The sequence below is a fragment of the Halorussus ruber genome, from assembly GCF_004765785.1.
GTDB classification, from domain to species: domain Archaea; phylum Halobacteriota; class Halobacteria; order Halobacteriales; family Haladaptataceae; genus Halorussus; species Halorussus ruber.
Genome location: NZ_SBIT01000017.1, coordinates 75,316 through 91,632, shown reverse-complemented (window position 1 = coordinate 91,632; position 16,317 = coordinate 75,316). Strand labels below are relative to the sequence as shown.

General features: G+C 66.5%; 17 protein-coding genes and 1 pseudogene. 13 read left to right on the top strand and 5 right to left on the bottom strand.

What is annotated here, in order from left to right:
• The first annotated feature begins 216 nt into the window (after positions 1-216).
• Positions 217-729 (top strand): hypothetical protein, encoded by a 513-nt coding sequence (locus tag EPL01_RS19755; RefSeq protein WP_135827003.1) that lies wholly within the window; start codon positions 217-219, stop codon positions 727-729.
• Positions 730-1,236: 507 nt separating this feature from the next.
• Positions 1,237-1,710 carry a hypothetical protein gene (locus tag EPL01_RS19750; RefSeq protein ID WP_135827002.1) on the top strand — a complete coding sequence of 158 codons (474 nt, stop codon included), beginning with the start codon at positions 1,237-1,239 and terminating at the stop codon, positions 1,708-1,710.
• A 277-nt stretch (positions 1,711-1,987) separates the two neighbouring features.
• Here EPL01_RS19750 and EPL01_RS19745 read toward each other — a convergent pair.
• Positions 1,988-2,728 (bottom strand): annotated as a pseudogene (locus tag EPL01_RS19745) (sodium:calcium antiporter); the annotation flags it as partial.
• Positions 2,729-2,844: 116 nt separating this feature from the next.
• Between EPL01_RS19745 and EPL01_RS19740 the strand changes: the two are divergent.
• Complete coding sequence (locus EPL01_RS19740; protein ID WP_135827001.1) at positions 2,845-3,552, top strand: class I SAM-dependent methyltransferase; 708 nt, start codon at positions 2,845-2,847, stop codon at positions 3,550-3,552.
• Between the two features lie 51 nt (positions 3,553-3,603).
• Positions 3,604-4,374, top strand: a complete 771-nt coding sequence (locus EPL01_RS19735) for an MBL fold metallo-hydrolase (RefSeq protein ID WP_135827000.1) — start codon at positions 3,604-3,606, stop codon at positions 4,372-4,374.
• Between the two features lie 10 nt (positions 4,375-4,384).
• Here the strand turns inward: EPL01_RS19735 and EPL01_RS19730 are convergent, their stop codons facing one another.
• The gene (locus EPL01_RS19730; RefSeq protein ID WP_135826999.1) at positions 4,385-5,611 is read right to left on the bottom strand and encodes a cation:proton antiporter; all 1,227 of its coding nucleotides are present in this window, start codon (positions 5,609-5,611) and stop codon (positions 4,385-4,387) included.
• A 117-nt stretch (positions 5,612-5,728) separates the two neighbouring features.
• Here EPL01_RS19730 and EPL01_RS19725 point away from each other — a divergent pair, with 117 nt between their 5' ends.
• From EPL01_RS19725 to EPL01_RS19710, 4 genes are all read left to right on the top strand, one after another.
• Complete coding sequence (locus EPL01_RS19725) at positions 5,729-6,103, top strand: DUF8070 family membrane protein (RefSeq protein ID WP_135826998.1); 375 nt, start codon at positions 5,729-5,731, stop codon at positions 6,101-6,103.
• Positions 6,104-6,148: 45 nt separating this feature from the next.
• Entirely contained in the window at positions 6,149-6,637 is a 489-nt protein-coding gene (locus tag EPL01_RS19720) for an alpha/beta fold hydrolase (protein WP_135826997.1), read from the top strand.
• Positions 6,634-6,969, top strand: a complete 336-nt coding sequence (locus tag EPL01_RS19715) for an alpha/beta fold hydrolase (protein WP_168215963.1) — start codon at positions 6,634-6,636, stop codon at positions 6,967-6,969. The genes EPL01_RS19720 and EPL01_RS19715 overlap by 4 nt, the downstream gene beginning before the upstream one ends.
• A gap of 152 nt (positions 6,970-7,121) precedes the next feature.
• On the top strand, positions 7,122-7,586 hold the full coding sequence (locus tag EPL01_RS19710) for a hypothetical protein (protein WP_135826995.1): 465 nt from the start codon (positions 7,122-7,124) through the stop codon (positions 7,584-7,586).
• Here EPL01_RS19710 and EPL01_RS19705 read toward each other — a convergent pair whose 3' ends face one another.
• Complete coding sequence (locus EPL01_RS19705) at positions 7,587-7,796, bottom strand: TOBE domain-containing protein (RefSeq protein ID WP_135826994.1); 210 nt, start codon at positions 7,794-7,796, stop codon at positions 7,587-7,589. It abuts the gene before it with no gap.
• A 289-nt stretch (positions 7,797-8,085) separates the two neighbouring features.
• Here EPL01_RS19705 and EPL01_RS19700 point away from each other — a divergent pair, with 289 nt between their 5' ends.
• On the top strand, positions 8,086-8,973 hold the full coding sequence (locus EPL01_RS19700) for a zinc ribbon domain-containing protein (RefSeq protein ID WP_135826993.1): 888 nt from the start codon (positions 8,086-8,088) through the stop codon (positions 8,971-8,973).
• Here the strand turns inward: EPL01_RS19700 and EPL01_RS19695 are convergent, their stop codons facing one another.
• Positions 8,974-10,065: a DNA topoisomerase IV subunit A gene (locus tag EPL01_RS19695; RefSeq protein ID WP_135826992.1), complete on the bottom strand. Its 1,092-nt coding sequence runs from the start codon at positions 10,063-10,065 to the stop codon at positions 8,974-8,976.
• A complete protein-coding gene (locus EPL01_RS19690; RefSeq protein WP_135826991.1) occupies positions 10,062-12,455 on the bottom strand; it encodes a DNA topoisomerase VI subunit B in 2,394 nt (797 codons plus the stop codon). The genes EPL01_RS19695 and EPL01_RS19690 overlap by 4 nt, the downstream gene beginning before the upstream one ends.
• A 73-nt stretch (positions 12,456-12,528) precedes the next feature.
• Between EPL01_RS19690 and EPL01_RS19685 the strand changes: the two genes are divergently transcribed.
• From EPL01_RS19685 to EPL01_RS19670, 4 genes are all read left to right on the top strand, one after another.
• Complete coding sequence (locus EPL01_RS19685) at positions 12,529-13,974, top strand: MFS transporter (RefSeq protein ID WP_368279637.1); 1,446 nt, start codon at positions 12,529-12,531, stop codon at positions 13,972-13,974.
• Positions 13,974-14,849, top strand: a complete 876-nt coding sequence (locus EPL01_RS19680) for a DUF8173 domain-containing protein (RefSeq protein ID WP_135826989.1) — start codon at positions 13,974-13,976, stop codon at positions 14,847-14,849. Before EPL01_RS19685 ends, EPL01_RS19680 begins: the two co-directional genes overlap by 1 nt.
• A gap of 498 nt (positions 14,850-15,347) precedes the next feature.
• Positions 15,348-15,566: a hypothetical protein gene (locus EPL01_RS19675; protein ID WP_135826988.1), complete on the top strand. Its 219-nt coding sequence runs from the start codon at positions 15,348-15,350 to the stop codon at positions 15,564-15,566.
• A 6-nt stretch (positions 15,567-15,572) separates the two neighbouring features.
• The gene (locus EPL01_RS19670; protein WP_210424199.1) at positions 15,573-16,313 is read left to right on the top strand and encodes a YqjF family protein; all 741 of its coding nucleotides are present in this window, start codon (positions 15,573-15,575) and stop codon (positions 16,311-16,313) included.
• The last annotated feature ends 4 nt before the right edge of the window (positions 16,314-16,317 follow it).

Below are 16,317 nucleotides of genomic sequence, written 5' to 3'. Positions count from 1 at the left end.
CGTCCGCTCCCGCTGCCAACATTCAAGAGTCGCGGTGTCTAACGTCCTTTTGAGCAGGTTTGCGGCTTGCATGGACACAACCGCTACAACCTGCTCACTTCTTAAACCGCGCTAACTAGACAGTGCCCTCAAAACACACCTCCAAACGAGAGACAGTCGCGTCGTAGAATCCCAGTCAGCGATACACTTTCCACCCTCGGAGTTGACAGAACCACCGTGGAAACCTTCCGCACCAAGCGCGGGCGGTGCGTGCTGACCGACGAGGAGATCCGCATCGAGGAGGGACTGGTCAGCCACGCCCGGCGCTACTGGGAGGGCAACCGACTCCTGCTGGTCGTCTACCTCGGGGTCTACGCCGCGCTCCTCGCGGCGAGCGCCTCGATTCTGGCCGACGGCGATAGCTGGGACGCGCTCGCGGTCGCGGTCGGCGCGGTCGCGGTCGTGCTGGTTGTCGGGCGCGTTCTCAACCGCCGCCGGGACGTGACCGGCGACGACCGCATCGCGCTCCTCGACGTCGAGCGCGTCGAGGCCGTCGAGGGCGACGACTGGCTGACTCGCCCCCGGCTTGTCGTCCACTACTGGCGCGGCGGCGGGGTGAAACACCGCCACGTGATGATGCCCTCCGGCTTGCTCTCCTACGGCGGTTCGGAGTTCGAGCGCGCGAAAGACCTGCTGCGCGAACGCGGGATTTCGGTGGAGACGATTCGGCCTGATGAATCGTCTGTTTGAACAACCTAATTATATACCTTAACTATATTTTATGGTTTTAGAAACATCTAGATATTGTTTAGAAGTAGAACCGCAACGGCAGCAGTTGGAGAGAACATCTCTGAAGCCCCCGCCCGGTCGCGGTCGCTGAGTGACATATCGGCGCTCTCAGCACCGGAAGACAAACCACGTCTTCCGAGCCATCATCGTCCGAAAATCGGAGATTTTCGTGATCACGAAAGGCTTCGCCTTTCGAACGACCTCACTTCGTTCGGTGAGACACCGCCCGCGCCGATAGAGGCCACTCAGCCGACCACGGGTCTTCGACCCGCCGGGAGACAATCCGCGTCTCCCGAGGTCACGCTCGGTTCCCTCGCGTGACCGCGACCGGGCGGCCCCTTCATCCCACCCGCGGCGGTTGTTCGGTCGAGCGTTTGCTGATAGATTGGTCGAGCGCGTCCTCGTGGTCTGTTCCGCCGAGCGTTCGCCACCGAAGATATTTCCGGCGAGCGCGAGACTATTTCTGACATGACAGAACCGGCGACGGTCGCCGAGCCGTCGGGGAACCCCGCAAAATCCTCGTCCTCGCGCCTGCGGTACCTCGTCCTCCTGCCCGCGCTCCAGTCGCTCGCGGTCCCGCTGGCGATGCTCTCGGGGCGATTTCTCGGACCCGGCCACCCCGTGACGGCCGCGCTGGCGCTCGGCCTGCTCTACGGCGCACTGCTCACCGGCCCGCTGTCGCTGGTCGGCCTGTGGCTCGACGGCCGCCAGCGGAGTCAGCGCCGAGGAGCGCACGAGACCGACTCCGGCGGGCCTCGCTGGCGGCGCTACGCCCTCGCGGCGGTCGGACTGGCGGCGGTGCTGGCCTACCACGGCACCTACGACGGCGCGCTGTTCGGCCTGCTGGAACCGGCGGTGGCGCTCGCGGTGGCGATGGTGCCGGTCGGACTGGCGTATCACTACCGTCGGTGGGCCGCTCGCTCGGCCCGGCAACTCGCGTAGCGCGGAGTCGGCCGCGCCGACTCCGCGTCCGCTCGGCGTCAGAGCGCGTAGTTCGCCACCCAGTAGCCCGCGTAGACCGCGAGAAGCACCCCGCCCTCGATTCGGCCGACTTTGCCCCGGCAGAGGAACGCCAGCACGAGCGCCAGCGACCCGAGGAGAAAGGGCCAGTGGACCGCGCCGACCGCCCCCGAGAGTTCCAGCGGGTGGACCAGCGCGATGCCCCCGCGTTGGCGGTGACGAAGAACAGCACGCTTCCGACGACGTTGCCGATACCGACCTCCGGGCGGCCGTCGCGGACCGGTTCGACCGTGAGCAGAATCTCCTCCAGACTGGCGATGAAGCTCATCGCAGTCGCGCCGAACGCCAACCCGACGAACCCGAAGGCGTCGAGAATCTCGCGGACGCCCGACACCGCCAGTTCCGACCCCGCGGTCATGCCGACGACGGCCAGCAGGACGATGCCGAGTTCGACCCACTCGCGGTCGTCCTCGTCGTAATTTTCGGGGGCGTCCCCCGCTCCCTCGTCCTCGATTTCGTCGGCCTCCTCGGTCTCCAGAAACCGGGTCGGTTGCTTGGACTCCAAGCGGTAGACCGCCCACAGGAGCGGGGCGAACGCGACCAGCAAAATTGCTCCGTCGAGCCGCGACAGCCTGCCGTCGGCCCCCAGAAGCGCCAGCAGCGCGGGCGAAATCGCGGTCAGCGCCAGATACTCGCGGGGCGTCGACTCCTCGAAGGGAACCACCACGCCAGCGAGGCCGACCGCCGCGCCGAGGACGAACAGCGCCTCGCCGAAGACGGTCCCGAGCGCCACGTCCGGCAGGTCTCCCGCCGCGGCCGCGATGCCGAGGACCGCGTTTTCGAGGTCGATGCCCGCCAGCAACACCGTGAGCAGGAAGGTCGAGACGCCGAGGTCCACCGCGGCCTCCGCGACGTGTTCGACGAACTCCTCGACGCTCCAGACGACCACCCCGATGCCGACGAGGAAGGCGAGAATCGGAACGACCGGCGAGGAGACCATGTGGCCCGGAACTGGGTCGGCGAGGCGGATAAAGTCGCGGGGCGAAAGCGTGGGCCAGTCATCGCCGCCGTCCCGAGGCCGGTGGGGTTTTACGGCCGGAGTTCGTCTCGCCATTAGTGAATTCTGACGAAGTCCGACAGCGATGGGCAGAGCGTTCGGGGGAGTACTCGCCGACCTACTACGCCCACCGCGGCCCGGACGAGACCAGCGACGACATTCTCGACCTCCTCGACGCCTACGTCGGGGCCGACGCGGCCGTCCTCGAACTGGGGTGCAGTTCGGGCCGCCACCTCGCGCACCTCCACGACCACGGCTACCGCGACCTCCACGGCGTCGAAATCAACGACGAGGCCTTCGACGTGATGGCCGACGCCTACCCCGACCTCGCCGACGCTGGCACCTTCTACCACGACGCCATCGAGAGCGCCGTCGAGGAGTTCGAGGACGACCGCTTCGACGCAGTCTTCTCGGTCGAGACGCTCCAGCACATCCACCCCGACGACGAGGAGGTCTTCGGCGAACTGGCCCGGGTTACCGGGGACCTGCTGGTGACAGTCGAGAACGAGGACCGGGATGGAGACGGTAACGACAACGGGGACAGGGACAGCGAGTCCCTCGACACCGACGACGCGGACGAGTCCGAGAGCGCCGAAGCGGAAAGCATCGAGGCCGCGGCCCGCCGAGGGGTCAACTACGTCCGCGAGGAGTTCCCGCTGTACTACCGCAACTGGAACCGCATCTTCACCGAACTCGGCTTCGAGGAGGTCGAGCGCCGACCGACCAAGCGCGACACGCTCCGGGCGTTTCGCCGCCGAGACGACTGACGACCGGCCAGCGGTCGAACCGTTTAAGTCATCCGGTTCCAACCCCCGGACATGACGATTCGACACGACGGACTCCGCGCGACGTGGCTGGGCTACGCCGGTCTGCGCCTCGAAGCGTCGGAGGGCACCGTGGTCTACATCGACCCCGGACGGTACGGCACGCTCACCGGCGAGTGGCGGCCCGACACCCCCGACGTGGGCCACCCCGAGGCGCGCGACTACCGCCCGGAGGACGGCGATTTGGTTCTGGTCACGCACGACCACCACTACGACTCCGACGCCATCCGGCGCGTGGCGGGCGGCGACGCGACGGTCGCGGTCTACGAGGCGGTCTACCCGCCGAAAATCGACCGCGACGTGGAGGACCTCGACGACCTTCCATACGAGACGCTCCGGCTCGGCGACGCCGAGGACGAGCTGTTCGGCGAGGCCATCGTGCGCTCGGTGGCGGGGTACAACCAGCCTGACGGCCCGCGAACCGACGCCAGCGGCGACCCCTACCACCCCGAGGGGTTCGGCGTCGGCTACCACGTCACGCTCCCCGGCAAGGGCGGTCAGGACGTGTCGGTGTTCTACCCCGGCGACTCGGACGCCCTGCCGGGCCACGCCGAACTCGACGTGTCGCTGTTCTGCCCGCCGATCGGCGGGGCGTTCACCATGGACCGCCGCGAGGCCGCCGACCTCGCCGAGGAGATGGACCCCGACCTCGTCCTGCCGGTCCACTACAACACCTTCGAAGCCATCGAGACCGACTCGGGGGCGTTCGCCGCCGACGTGGCCGAGCGCGGCGTCCCGGTCGTGCTGGACGAGCGCGGCGAGTAGTCTGGGCCAGTCACGTCACTCCCGTTCTTTCGAGGACGAAAGGCATCAACAGCCCCTGCACCACCGTTCCGAGGACTGCGATGCCGAACACCATCACCCGGAGGTCGCTCCGGAAGGGGACGTCTGCGGGCAGGCTCAGGACGAGCGCGACCGGGACGACGGTGTGGAGGCCGCCCCAGACCATCACGTGCTGGTAGGAAGTCGGCACGCCCTCCGAGACGGTCGCGTTCAGCGCGCCGACGACGCCGTAGACCACGACCCCGCGGACGAGGACCACCAGCACCGCCGCGAGGACGACGATGTCGAGCGACCCGACGAGCGCGTCGGGTCTGACCTGCGCGCCGACGAGGACGTAGACCAGCGTCGAGACGAGAAAGCCCGTGGCGTCCCAGACCGACCTGACGAACTCGGCGTGTTCCGACTGGGCGGTGAACGCCTCGCCCGCCATCCCCATCGAGAGCCCGGTGCCGACCGTGGCGAGGATGCCGCTGACGCCCAGCACGTGGTCGGCCAGCAGGAAGCTCCCGTAGGCCAGAATCACGGTCAGCAGGACCGTCGCCATCTCGTCGTGGACGTACTCGGTCGCCCGGTGACCCAGATACCCCGCGACGACGCCGACCGCGAGACCCCCGATTCCGATGACGACGAAATCGGCCCCGAGTTCGACCAGCGTCCCGGGACTCAGGAGTTGGGCCGCGCGGTCGTCGGGCTTGGGAGCGGCGCGCAGTAACTCGAAGAGGACGCCGAACACCACGACCGCCACCCCGTCGTTGAGCAGACTCTCGCTGTCCACGATGACCGAGAGGCGGTCGGGCGCGCCCAACTCCTCGAACAGCGAGACGACCGCCGCCGGGTCGGTCGGCACGACCATGACCGCGAACAGGAAGGCCACGACCGGCGGGAAGCCGAACGCCGGAATCCCGGCCGCGCCGAGCAGGCCGACCGCCAGCGGGACCCCGAGGACGACGAGAGCGACGGGTACGACGAGGTTCTGACGGAGCTGTTGGTGGTCCAACTCGACGGCCCCGCGAAAGAGGAGCGTCGGCAGGAGGACCGCCACGATAACGTCGTGGGAGAGGACCAGCGCCGGTTGGACGCCCGCCAGCGAGACGCCGAACCCGACGAGGACGAGGAGGACCGAGTAGGAGACGTCGGTCACGCCGGAAACCAGCAGTCGGACGACGAACGCGAGGGCGAAGACGCCCAGCAAGGTGGCGAGTTGCGCCGTGAGGCTCACAGTCGAGACACGTCGCTCTGGCGGAAATAGCTGATTGGCGTTCGTCGCCCGCTGTCGAAACTCCTCGGGACCAGAACCCACCGCGGTTTTATGTTCCTGCTGACTGATTTGTCTGGCATGGACTGGAACGCCCTCGTTGTCCCCGTCGTCCGGTACACTCTCCTCGCCGCGCTCGTGACCGTCGGCGCGGCGTATCTGGCCTTCAGTTCGGGTCCCACGCTCCTGCTGCTCGCGGGAGCGGGGGTCATCTTGGTGGTCCTCGGCGCGGCGGAGGCCGGTCCCGCGCCCGCCTCGGGGGTCGAAGGTGCCGAGTCCGGTGACGTGGGAAGCCTCGATTCCGGCGGCATGGGGGCCGTCGAGGAGGGGATGCAACTGGTCCCCGGAGTCGGTCCCGACCCGGGGGCACACTACTCGCTCCGCGCCAAACTGCTGTTCTACGGCCTCGGACTGCTGGTCTGGGCGATTGCCGGGTTAGCGGTTCTCCTCCGGTAACGCGACCACCCGAACCATTTTTCGCCCGACTGTCGTGACACCCGTATGGGACGCGAACAAGGCCTCCTCCGCGGTCCCGCTGGCCGCTACCCCTACGTCAAATTCGGCTCCGGTCCCCGCACGCTCGTCATCTTCGCGGGGCTGAGCGACGCCTTCCAACCCGAGCGCCCGGCGCGCTACCTCGCGCTCCTGCTGGAACGCTACTACTATCGGCTGTTCACCGACGAGTTCACGATTTACGTCGTGAGTCGCCGCCGGAACCTGCCCGCGGGGACGACCACCCGCGAGATGGCCGCCGAGTACGCCGACCTGCTGTCGGAGTACGACATCGGTCCCGCAGACGTGCTTGGGGTCTCGCTCGGCGGACTTATCGCCCAGCACCTCGCGGCCGACCGCCCGGACCTCGTCCGGCGACTGGTCCTCGGCGTCTCGGGAGTCCGAGTCGGCGAGGAGGCCCGGCGCACCCTCCGGCGGTGGGCCGAGTGGGCCGACCGCGGGTGGTGGTTCGACGCCTATCTCGACTCGATTCCGTGACCGACACCGGCTACCGGCGGTGGCTCTACCCGCCGCTGATTCGGACGGTCGGGAGGCTGTTGCTCTCGGAGCCAGCGGCGGTCTCGGACGTGGCGGTGTCCTGCCGGGTGTGCCTCTCCCACGACGCGACCGACCGGCGGTCGGAAATCGAGGTCCCGACGCTCGTCGTCGGCGGGACCGAGGACTACTTCTTCCCCGAGGGAATCCTGCGGACGACCGCCGACGGAATCGCCGACGCGCGCCTCGAACTCATCGAAGGGACGGGCCACGGCGCGTTCGAGGAGCGAAAGCGCGCGTTCGACAAGACGGTGAAAGCGTTTCTGACGGACTGAACGAGGAGCAGCAGGGAAATAAAATTATTGCCTAAAGAAATATAGGTATTCTCTTAGTAATCAATTCTATTTCTTTTCCTAACAGAAATTTCTTGCCAGTCCACCAGACTAGATACCAGAGTTATATGTTTCCCCACCCTCACCTTCGGAGTATGGACTCATCGCCGGACGACTGGCCCTACGCCGACGAACCGACCGTCTGCGCGGCCTGCGGGAGCGACGACGACCGCCACGTCACGGTCGAGTCGCTCGGCCTCGTCTGGGGCGGCGCGATGGTCGGGGGCGTCCCGCCGACCGAGGTCGGCGACTACTCCGGCGCGCTCGAATTTCGGGTCTGTCACGACTGCTGGACCGAGGAGGGCATCGACGCCCTCGACGAGGCCCGGACGCTCGTCGACCGGGACGCCAGAGCCGAGACGGGCCGCCCGTTCGCGCTGGACGACGAGAAAGTCGCGGCGGCCGCGAAACTCCGCGCCGAGCGAGTCGCCGTCGCCACGCTCCGACCGCTCGACTTCCGGAGCGACCCGGAGCGCGAACACGTCCGCTCGCAGGACGAGGCGGTCGAAGCGATGCTGGACAACTGGTTCGAGGAGCGAACGGTGAAAGCGGACTCGTAGCTACTCGCCGTCTATCATCACTTCGGTCGCCTTGATGACCGCGTTGACCTCCTCGCCCTCCGCCAGTCCCAGTCGCTCCGCGGAGTTGCTGGTGATGACCGCCGTGATTTCCTGCCCGCCGTCGGTCTCCACGACGACCTCGGCCATCAGGCCCTGCTTGTCGAGCGATTGCACCGTCCCCGCGAGTCGGTTGCGTGCGCTGAGTGTCATCGCGCGGGGTACGACGTTCTCTCGCAAATCTCTATCGCCGGTCAAATTCGATAGTACAGAGATAACCCCAGGACCAACTGTGAGGGCCTCGAAAGCCCTCGCGCGGTTCGCGCTCGCCCTTTCAGTCCGCCAGGACGGTGGGTGCCCCACCGAGTGAGTGTGTGGTCGCCAGCACTACTCCACGTCTAATTAGCGTGCTGGCCCTCGCGCCCGCCGCCAATTCCGTTCCCCGCTTGACCCTCGGAAATCCAACCAAATCTACTTGTTATCCCGCCGAAAACTTGTGAACGTGAGTTCTCGAACCGCTCCGAACTTCTGTTCGCAGTGCGGGGAGTCGCTGTCGCCCGGCGACGCCTTCTGCTCGGCGTGCGGGGCCGCCGTCGGGGACGGCGCGACGAGTGCCCGAAGCAGGGCGGCCAGTCGTCCCGGAGGGACCGCTACCAGCAGTCGTGCCGAGACGGCCACTTCCTCCGGGCGAACCGGTTTCCGCCGCCGCGTCGAGGACCTCGCGGTCGAGGGGTGGGACGTGAAACGCGACTACGGGAACCGAGTCGTGATGGTGAACCGCGGAATCGGCTCCATCGGGATACACGTCCTCCTGTTCGTGACCACTAGCGGGGTCGGCAACCTGCTCTACGCCTGGTACAGTTACTCGCTCGGTGCCGACCGCGTCGAACTCCGCGACGACGGCACGGAGCGCTACTCGGACGACCGCAACGCTGCCACCGGCGGGTGGGACCTCAAGTCCGCGGTCGGGGTCGCCGCCGGTCTCTTGCTGGCGGCCACCTTCGCGCTCGTCGGCCTGCTACTGCTGTGGGTCACGTCGTCGCTCGTCACGACCGGCCTCTCGCTCGCCTTCTTACTGGCGGCTCTCGTCTCGGTCCCGCTGGGCACCCAGTTCGCCCCCGGATTCGAGTCGCCGACCACCTTCGGTCGGCGTCGCACGACCGACTCGACCGTCGCAAACGCGCCGAACAAGCCCTGCACGGCCTGCTCGCGCCCGGTCGGCACCGGCGTCCGGCGGACCTTCGCCGAGCGACGATACGTCGCCGGAATCCCGGTCCGGACGTTCGAGGAGGGCGAGAACTGCTACTGTCGGTCCTGCGCGAATGGCGACCCCTTCGAGGAGCCGCTCGAAGGCCGAGAGAACCGCGAGAAGAGCGCCGAGTTCGCCTGATTACAGCACGCCCATCTCGGTCAATCGCTCTGGCAGATAGGTTTCCGTCACGAAATCCAGTCCGTGAGACGCCAGCGACTGCTGTTCGGACTTTTTCTCGATGTCCAATTGAATCTCGATTTGCTCCTCCCAGTAGTCGGTCTGGAAGCGCGGGTCCTCCAACTCGCTTTCGAGGGCGTTGATGTCGGAGTCGCTCAGGGGGTCGGTCGGCAGGTCGTACTCCACGATGTCCTCGGGCTGGATGCCGATGAACTGGGCCTCGGGCGTGGCCAGATACTCGCTGAGGTGGGCCGACTTGATGGACCCGTAGGCCACCGAACTGAAGATACGGTACGACCACGGGTCACCGTCGGCGAACACCGTGACCGGCAGGTCGAGTTCGTCGTGGAGGCGCTTGGTGATGCGCCGGGTCGCCCGCGCCGGTTGCCCCTTGAGGTGGACGATGATGGTGTTGTACTCCTCGTCGAACCCGTTCTCGACCAGTCGGTCGCGCATGCCACCGGTCTCCACGCAGAGGACGAAGTCGGCGTCGTTGTCGAGGAACTCGATGGTGTCGGGGTTGTTCGGAATCTGATAACCGCCCTCGCCGACGTCCTCCTGACAGTGAATCTCGCGCTCGCCCCGGCGGGTCTGTTCGCGGAGGTGGAGCGGCCCCATGATGGTCGCACCGGACTCCTCGGGGCGCATGTGGAAGTCCTCGCGGGTGACCTCCGAGACGATTTCTAAATCCTCGACCAACTGGTTCGACTCGTCCTGCGAGGAGAACTGCGCCTCGTCGACGTCCCAGCTCTCGCTGAGGTAGTAGAGTTCACGTAGCGTGGACGAGCGGTCCTCCTCCAACTGCTCGGAGAGGAAGTCGATAGTGTATATCGCCTTAAGCAGTTTACGAGCGCCCCGGACGCTGTTGGCGCTCCGGGTACTCTCTCGGTCGCCGTAGACCCAGACCTCCTCGTCCTCGTCGAAGACGATGTTGCTCTTGGTCCGGGTCGGGACCGACATCTCGGGGATTTCGCCCCGGTCGAACTGGTCGTAGAACTCCGCGGCGAGGTCGATGAGTTTCTCTTGGGCTTTGGCTTCGTTGTCTGCGCTCATTGGTTGACGGTGAGTTTGGGGTCCTCGATTCCTTCGACGCTAACGTCGAACGATGCGTCGCCTTCGACTTCGTACTCCAGCGCGACTTCGTCGCCGCTCTCGACGGTCGGCGACCACTTGACGAACCACTCGCCGTCCATGTCCACGGCGGTCGCGCCGTCCGAGAGATTCCGCGGCTCTGCGCTCACGATGTCGGTAATCTCCAAGTCTTCGTTTGTACCGGAGTTGTTCTCCACGACGAGTCGCACCGTCCCGTCCTCGACTTCCCGCTCCACGAGGACGTTGTTCATGATGCGGGCCAGCGCGTCCTCGTACCGGGGTTTCTCCTGTCCGGTCACGTCGGCCAACTTCTCGGCCATCTCCGGCAGGATGGAGGCGATGACGTTCTGTTTCTTCTTGCGCTTCTCTAAGGACTTGCGCTTGTTGAGGTAGGACTTCAACTCGCGGGCGGCCTCCCGAATCGCCAACTCGATTTCGTCCTCGATTTCGGGGACGTTGGCCACCGCGTCCTTCGATTCGCTGGTGAACGGGACGTTGGTCGAGGCCACGTGGACCATGATGACCGCGGGGCCGTTCGGGATGCCCGAACCCCCGGGTTGGCTGAGGTTGTAGTTGCGCCAGCCGATGGATTTCACCACGTCGGTCGTCGCGCAGGCCCCGCGCTGGTAGACCAGCGGGACCCGGTTGGCGAACCGAAGCACGTCGGCTTGGCCGTCGGCCTCTAACTCGCCGCCGTAGGCGATACCGGCCTCCACGATGAAGGGGTCGCCGCCGTGAACGTCGGCGTCGCGTGTCGAGGCGGCGTAGAAGTCGGCGTCGAACTCCTTCTTGAGTCCGGCCTCCACGAGGTCGTCGGTGATGGGCGACAGGCAGTTGGTGGGCGGGGAGATGATGTCGGTCTGCTTCATCGCCTCCAGCAGGTCGCTGGCCATGTCGCGGTCGTCCACGAACTCCCGCACCTTCGGCACCGCGTCGGGGACCGTCGTCATCGTGTTCCAGACCTCCATCACGACGTTCTCGCGGGCCGTGTCGCCGATTGTGGCGTCGTCGTACTCCTCGGTCTGGTCGGCCGCGCGGTCCACGTACTCTCGGAGTTCGTCGTGGGTCGCTCGGTCGCGTTCCCGGCCCTTCTCGAATCGCTTGGCGAGGCGCTCGGCCAGTCCCCGGACGGTCTTGTCGTCCTTCCGGGTGCTGGTCGCCTTGTCCACGAGTTGGTAGAGGTCGCCCACCCTGTCGTCGGTGAGTTGTTCCCACGCGGCCTCGACCGCGTTCTCTTGGACCGTGTCGCCGAACGTCTCGCCGTGGTCGTCGCCGACCGATTTGGCAGTCTCGGCGACCAATTCGACCAGTTCGTGGTGGGCGAGTCGATTCCGGCCGACGATTGCCTCGGCCACCTCGTCGCCGAACGCGGCGGTCGCATCTTTGCTCTTGTTCGAGACCGCCTCGGCGACTGCGCGGGCGAGGTCGGACTTCTCGTGCTTCTGGGGCGGTTTCCACGCGGCCTCCCGGCCGAAGTGGCGGTCGCGGAAGTTATCGAGGATGGAGTCGGCGGTCTTGCGACCGACACGGGTGAACTCCTCCTGTACGAACCCCGAGACGCTGTGCGAATCGGTCGCCGCCAGCATCTTCAGGACCGTGCCGAGTTCGACTCCGTGGGGGTGCGGGCGAATCTCCTCGGTCTCTGCCGGGAGTTCGTCGGTCGCCCGCTCGTACTGTCGGGGTTCGTCCATGCTCGGCTCCTTGAACGTCAGGCGAGCGTGGGGGTTGACGACAGCGGTGTGCTGCATGTACTTGAGCAACTGGGAGCGAGCCCGCATGTTGGCCTCCATCTCCAACTCGATTCGGGTGCCGTGGGTCCGGTCCCACGAGGTCGTCCCCGAGTTCTTGATTTCGGGCTCGTTCTCGTCGGTGTCGATGATTAGCTCGAAGTACTCGGCTTCCGCGCTGCCTTTCGTCCGACTGGTGATTTTGGCGGGCTTGCCGGAGGTGAGCTGAGAGTAGAGGACCGCAGCCGAAATTCCGATCCCCTGCTGGCCGCGGGACTGTTCGCGGGCGTGGAAGCGGGAACCGTAGAGGAGCTTCCCGAACACCTTGGGGACCTGCTCTTTCGTGATGCCGGGTCCGTTGTCCTCGACGATGAGGGTGTAGTAGTCGCCCTCGTCGTCGATTTCGACGTAGATGTCGGGGAGGATGCCAGCCTCCTCGGTCGCGTCGAGCGCGTTGTCCACCGCCTCCTTCACAGCCGTCACCAATCCTCGGGCTCCGCTGTCGAACCCGAGCATGTGCTTGTTCTTCTCGAAGAACTCGGCGATGGAGATCTGTCGCTGGCTCTCGGCCAACTCCTCGGCAATCCCCTCGTCCTCGCCGAGCGTCGACTGGATGGATGGCATTCTGTAGTAGCCCGTAACCGCGTGGATGTTAAAGACCTCTCGGTGGCAAAGCGAAAGTAAAAACCGTGAATAAATTGTATTTCAATATATCGAATCGGCGAGCGGTTCGCGGACGAAGAGGGAGGCGAACGCGGGGTTTGAAGGCCGAAACCACCGATTGAGGGGACGAATGCGACTTTTCACGTATCTTCGCAGGCGGGAGTGGACGCCGGTACTCGGCTGCGGCCTGTTCGTCGGGTTCATGGCGGCCGGATACTACTACAACGTCACGTTCGTCCAGTTGGGCCTGCTGGACTTGGGGACGCGACTGGTCGGCATGACCGAGCTGCAGGTTTCGACGTGGATGGCCGCGCTCGCCCTGCTGACGTTCTTCGTCGCGGTGGCGTCGGGTGTCACGATGGACCGGCGCGGGTGGAGTTCGGAGCTTCTGGTCAAGTTCCGACTGCTGTTCGGCGTGGTCGCGCTCCAGTTCCTGCTCACGCTGGTCGCGCCGACGATTCGGACCGTTCCGGCGTTCGGCGCGTGGATTCTGGCGGCCTCGGTCGCGCTCGGGGTCGGGATTCCGGCGTCGTTCAGCCTCGCCGTCGACCTCGTGCCGGTCGAGGACCGCGGGTACGTCGCGGCGGCGATTACCGCGGTGGCGTACTTCGCGGCGAACGTCTACCCTCTCGACTGGCGAATCGAGGCGTTCAGCGCCGTGATGGTCGCGGCGATGGCCCCCGGCGCGGTCGCGCTCGGCGCGCTGGCGTCCGGTCGAGTCGGGGTGGCGAACCGCCTCGTGGCGCGGCTTGCCCGCCAGCACGAGGAGTTCGGCGTCGGGCGGTTCTGTCGGACCGAAACCGGGGAGAGGACGGGGGAAGTCCGGCCGGTCCGGACCCGGAGCTTCGCGTTCTGGGGACCGGTGGTGCTGATGTTCGGCGTCTTCTTCGTGGACAGTCTTGGCTTCCTGCGAATCATCGAGACCCCGTCGTTCGTGCTGGGCGCGTGGCAGTCCCCCGATTTTTCCGACCACCTCGCGCTGGGCGTGGTCCACGTCGTCTCCGCGCTGGTTGCGGGTGTCCTCTACACCAACTTCGACCGGAACTGGCTGTTCCTGTGGGTGTTCGGCCTGTTCTCGCTGACTCACCTGTTCTACACGACCGACGTGCGGACCGCGGCGTGGTTCCCCGCGCTGGCTGGCGGGCAGGTCTCGCCCATCAACTCGGCGGTCTACGCGGTGGCGGTGAGCTTCTACACGACGCTGAACTTCGCGCTCTGGCCCGACCTCTCGACGCCCGAGACGGTCGGGACCCACACCGCGGTCGGCGTGGGGCTGGCGGGCTGGCTGGCGACCTTCCTCAGCACGGCGCTCGCGCTCTACTTCGAGACGGCCGAGGTCACGCTCCTGTCGCACCTCAACGTGGTGAACGCGCTGGCGCTGTTGCTGTTCACGGGGCTGGTGGTGGCGATTTACCTCCGGCGGTTGGTCGCGGCGGCCCGCGGTGACGACGTGAGTTCGAGTCCGGGGGTGCGTCGCTGATGGCCGCCCCGTCCGAGGTCCTGCCCCTGCTGGTGGTCGTGATTCTGCTGATGACCGCCAGCGGCCAGAGCGCGGACCGGATGGAGGTCCACTTCGACGGCGACCGGGCAGTCGCGCAGGTCGAGGAGGTGCTGGTGGTCGGCGGCGGCACGGCGACGATTCCCGAAGGCGCGGCCCCGAACGGGACGATTTACGTCGTCGGCGGCGATTTCCGGGTCCGAGGCTCGCTCGACGGCGACGTGACCCAACTCGCGGGCAACGTCTCGGTGGCCGACGCCGGAGCCATCGCCGGGGAGTACCGAACCATCGCGGGCAACTCCTCGATTGCCGAGGACGCGGCAATCGGGTCGCGCTCGCGGGTCGAGTTCACCCAGCGCGACCGCTCGCCCGCCGCGGACTTCGGATTTCTCGCCCTGCAAGCCCTCTCGCTCGCGCTGGTCGGCGCGTTCCTGACCCGGCGTCGCCCCGCGCTCCTGCGCAACGTCGGCGACTCCATCGCCCACCACTCGGTCGTCAGCGCCGTCGTCGGCGCGTTCACCGGCGCGACGGCCCTCGCGCTGTTCGTCTTCATGGCGTTCACGCTGATTCTCATCCCGGTCAGCGTCTTCGGCATCGCGGTCGGCCTCCTCTCGGCGGCCTACGCCTCGCTGGCCTACGGGTATCTGGTCGGCGCTCGCCTGCCCATCGACCGGCCGGACCTCTCCTCGGGGGTCGGCGTCGCCAGCTTCGTCGTGGCGCTGGATTTGCTCGGGCGCGTGCCGCTCCTCGGCCCCATCGCTCAGTTCACGCTGGTCGTGACGGGCCTCGGCGCGGTGCTGATTACCTACTACGGGTTCCGCGAGTTCGAGCCTGCCCTGTCGAAGTTAGAGGGGTAAGAATTGTTTAGTTGGTTTTGACAAATGTTTAGTTTTCTTTAGAATAGAAGCACAATTCTTGGCACGTGCTGGCGCGCTCTCTCGTGAGCGCGCCTATCCGCGCGAGGGACGAGGGAGCGTAGCGACCGAGGAGGCTGGGGAGGCGTGAGGCCCGCGCTCGGTGTCGCTTTCCACCGGCAGACGCCCGACCGAGCAACCGCCACGGGAGGACGAAGGGGCCGCCCGGTCGCGTTTACGTGGTTGTCTCCGGCGGCTCTATTCTGCGCCGGGCGGTGCTGAGAGGCGCAGAATATCCGCCGGAGTCGTTCGAAAATCAAAGATTTTCGTGATCACGAGAGCTTCGCTCTCGGACGACGACCGCGACCGGGCGGGGGCTTCAAGAAGCGTTCACAGTTCCGGCTACTGTCGAGTTTATGACTCTCCGTTCGAGACCAAATGAACTAGACCAACTCACGAACGAGAACTACACTTTTGATGCGTCCCGACCAAGAACAAGCCATGAGCAGAACCCTGAGCGCCCTCCTGAGTTGGCTCAGTTCCTTCGCCGTCGCGTACCTCGTCGGGCGAGTCGCCGGAGACCACCGGACCGGAATCACGGCAGGTCTCGCCTCCGCGACCGTCGCGGGCGCGGTCAGTTGGCTGGCGTACGGCGTCGCCGAGGCCGCCGAGGAGCGCCGAGCCAGCGAAACAGCCTCCGACCCCGCCACCGACCTCTAACCGCCGATGCTCACGCTCCACATGGGGTGGCGACACCTGCTGTTCGCCAACTGGCCCGTCGCTCCCGAAATCATCGAACCGCGGATTCCCGACGCGCTCGACGTGGACACCTACGACGGGCAGGCGTGGCTCTCGGTCGTCCCCTACGTCAACGTCGACGTGCGCCCGGTGCAGGCCCCGGCCGGTACCGGCATTCGCCTGCCGGAACTCAACCTCCGGACCTACGTTCGGCCCGACGAATCCCGGTACCGCGACCGCAAGCCCGGCGTCTACTTCTTCAGCCTCGACGCCGACGGCCTGCCGGGAATCGGACTGGCGAGCGTCCTCGGCGCGCGCCTGCTCCACGCCCTGCCGTACTACTACGCCGACATCGACTGCACCGCGACCGGCGATGCCCCGAACGGGACCACCATCAGGTTCGACAGCAGACGCCGCCACCCCGGCGCGCGCCCCGTCCGATTCCGGGCGACCTACGGCCCGACCGGCGAGGCCTTCCGACCCGAACCGAACTCGCTCGCGGCGTTCCTGACCGAGCGCTACCGGTTCTACACCGAGGGGTCCGACGCCGGGATTCGCTACGCCGACATCCGCCACGAGCCGTGGTCGCTCTACGACGCGACCGCCGACATCACGGAGAACACCCTCTTTCGCGCCGACGGGTTCGCCGACCCCGAGAGCGACCCCATTTGCTACTACAGTCCGGGCCTCGATATTCAGGCCTCGCCGAACCAGAAACTCGAAAAATAACTCG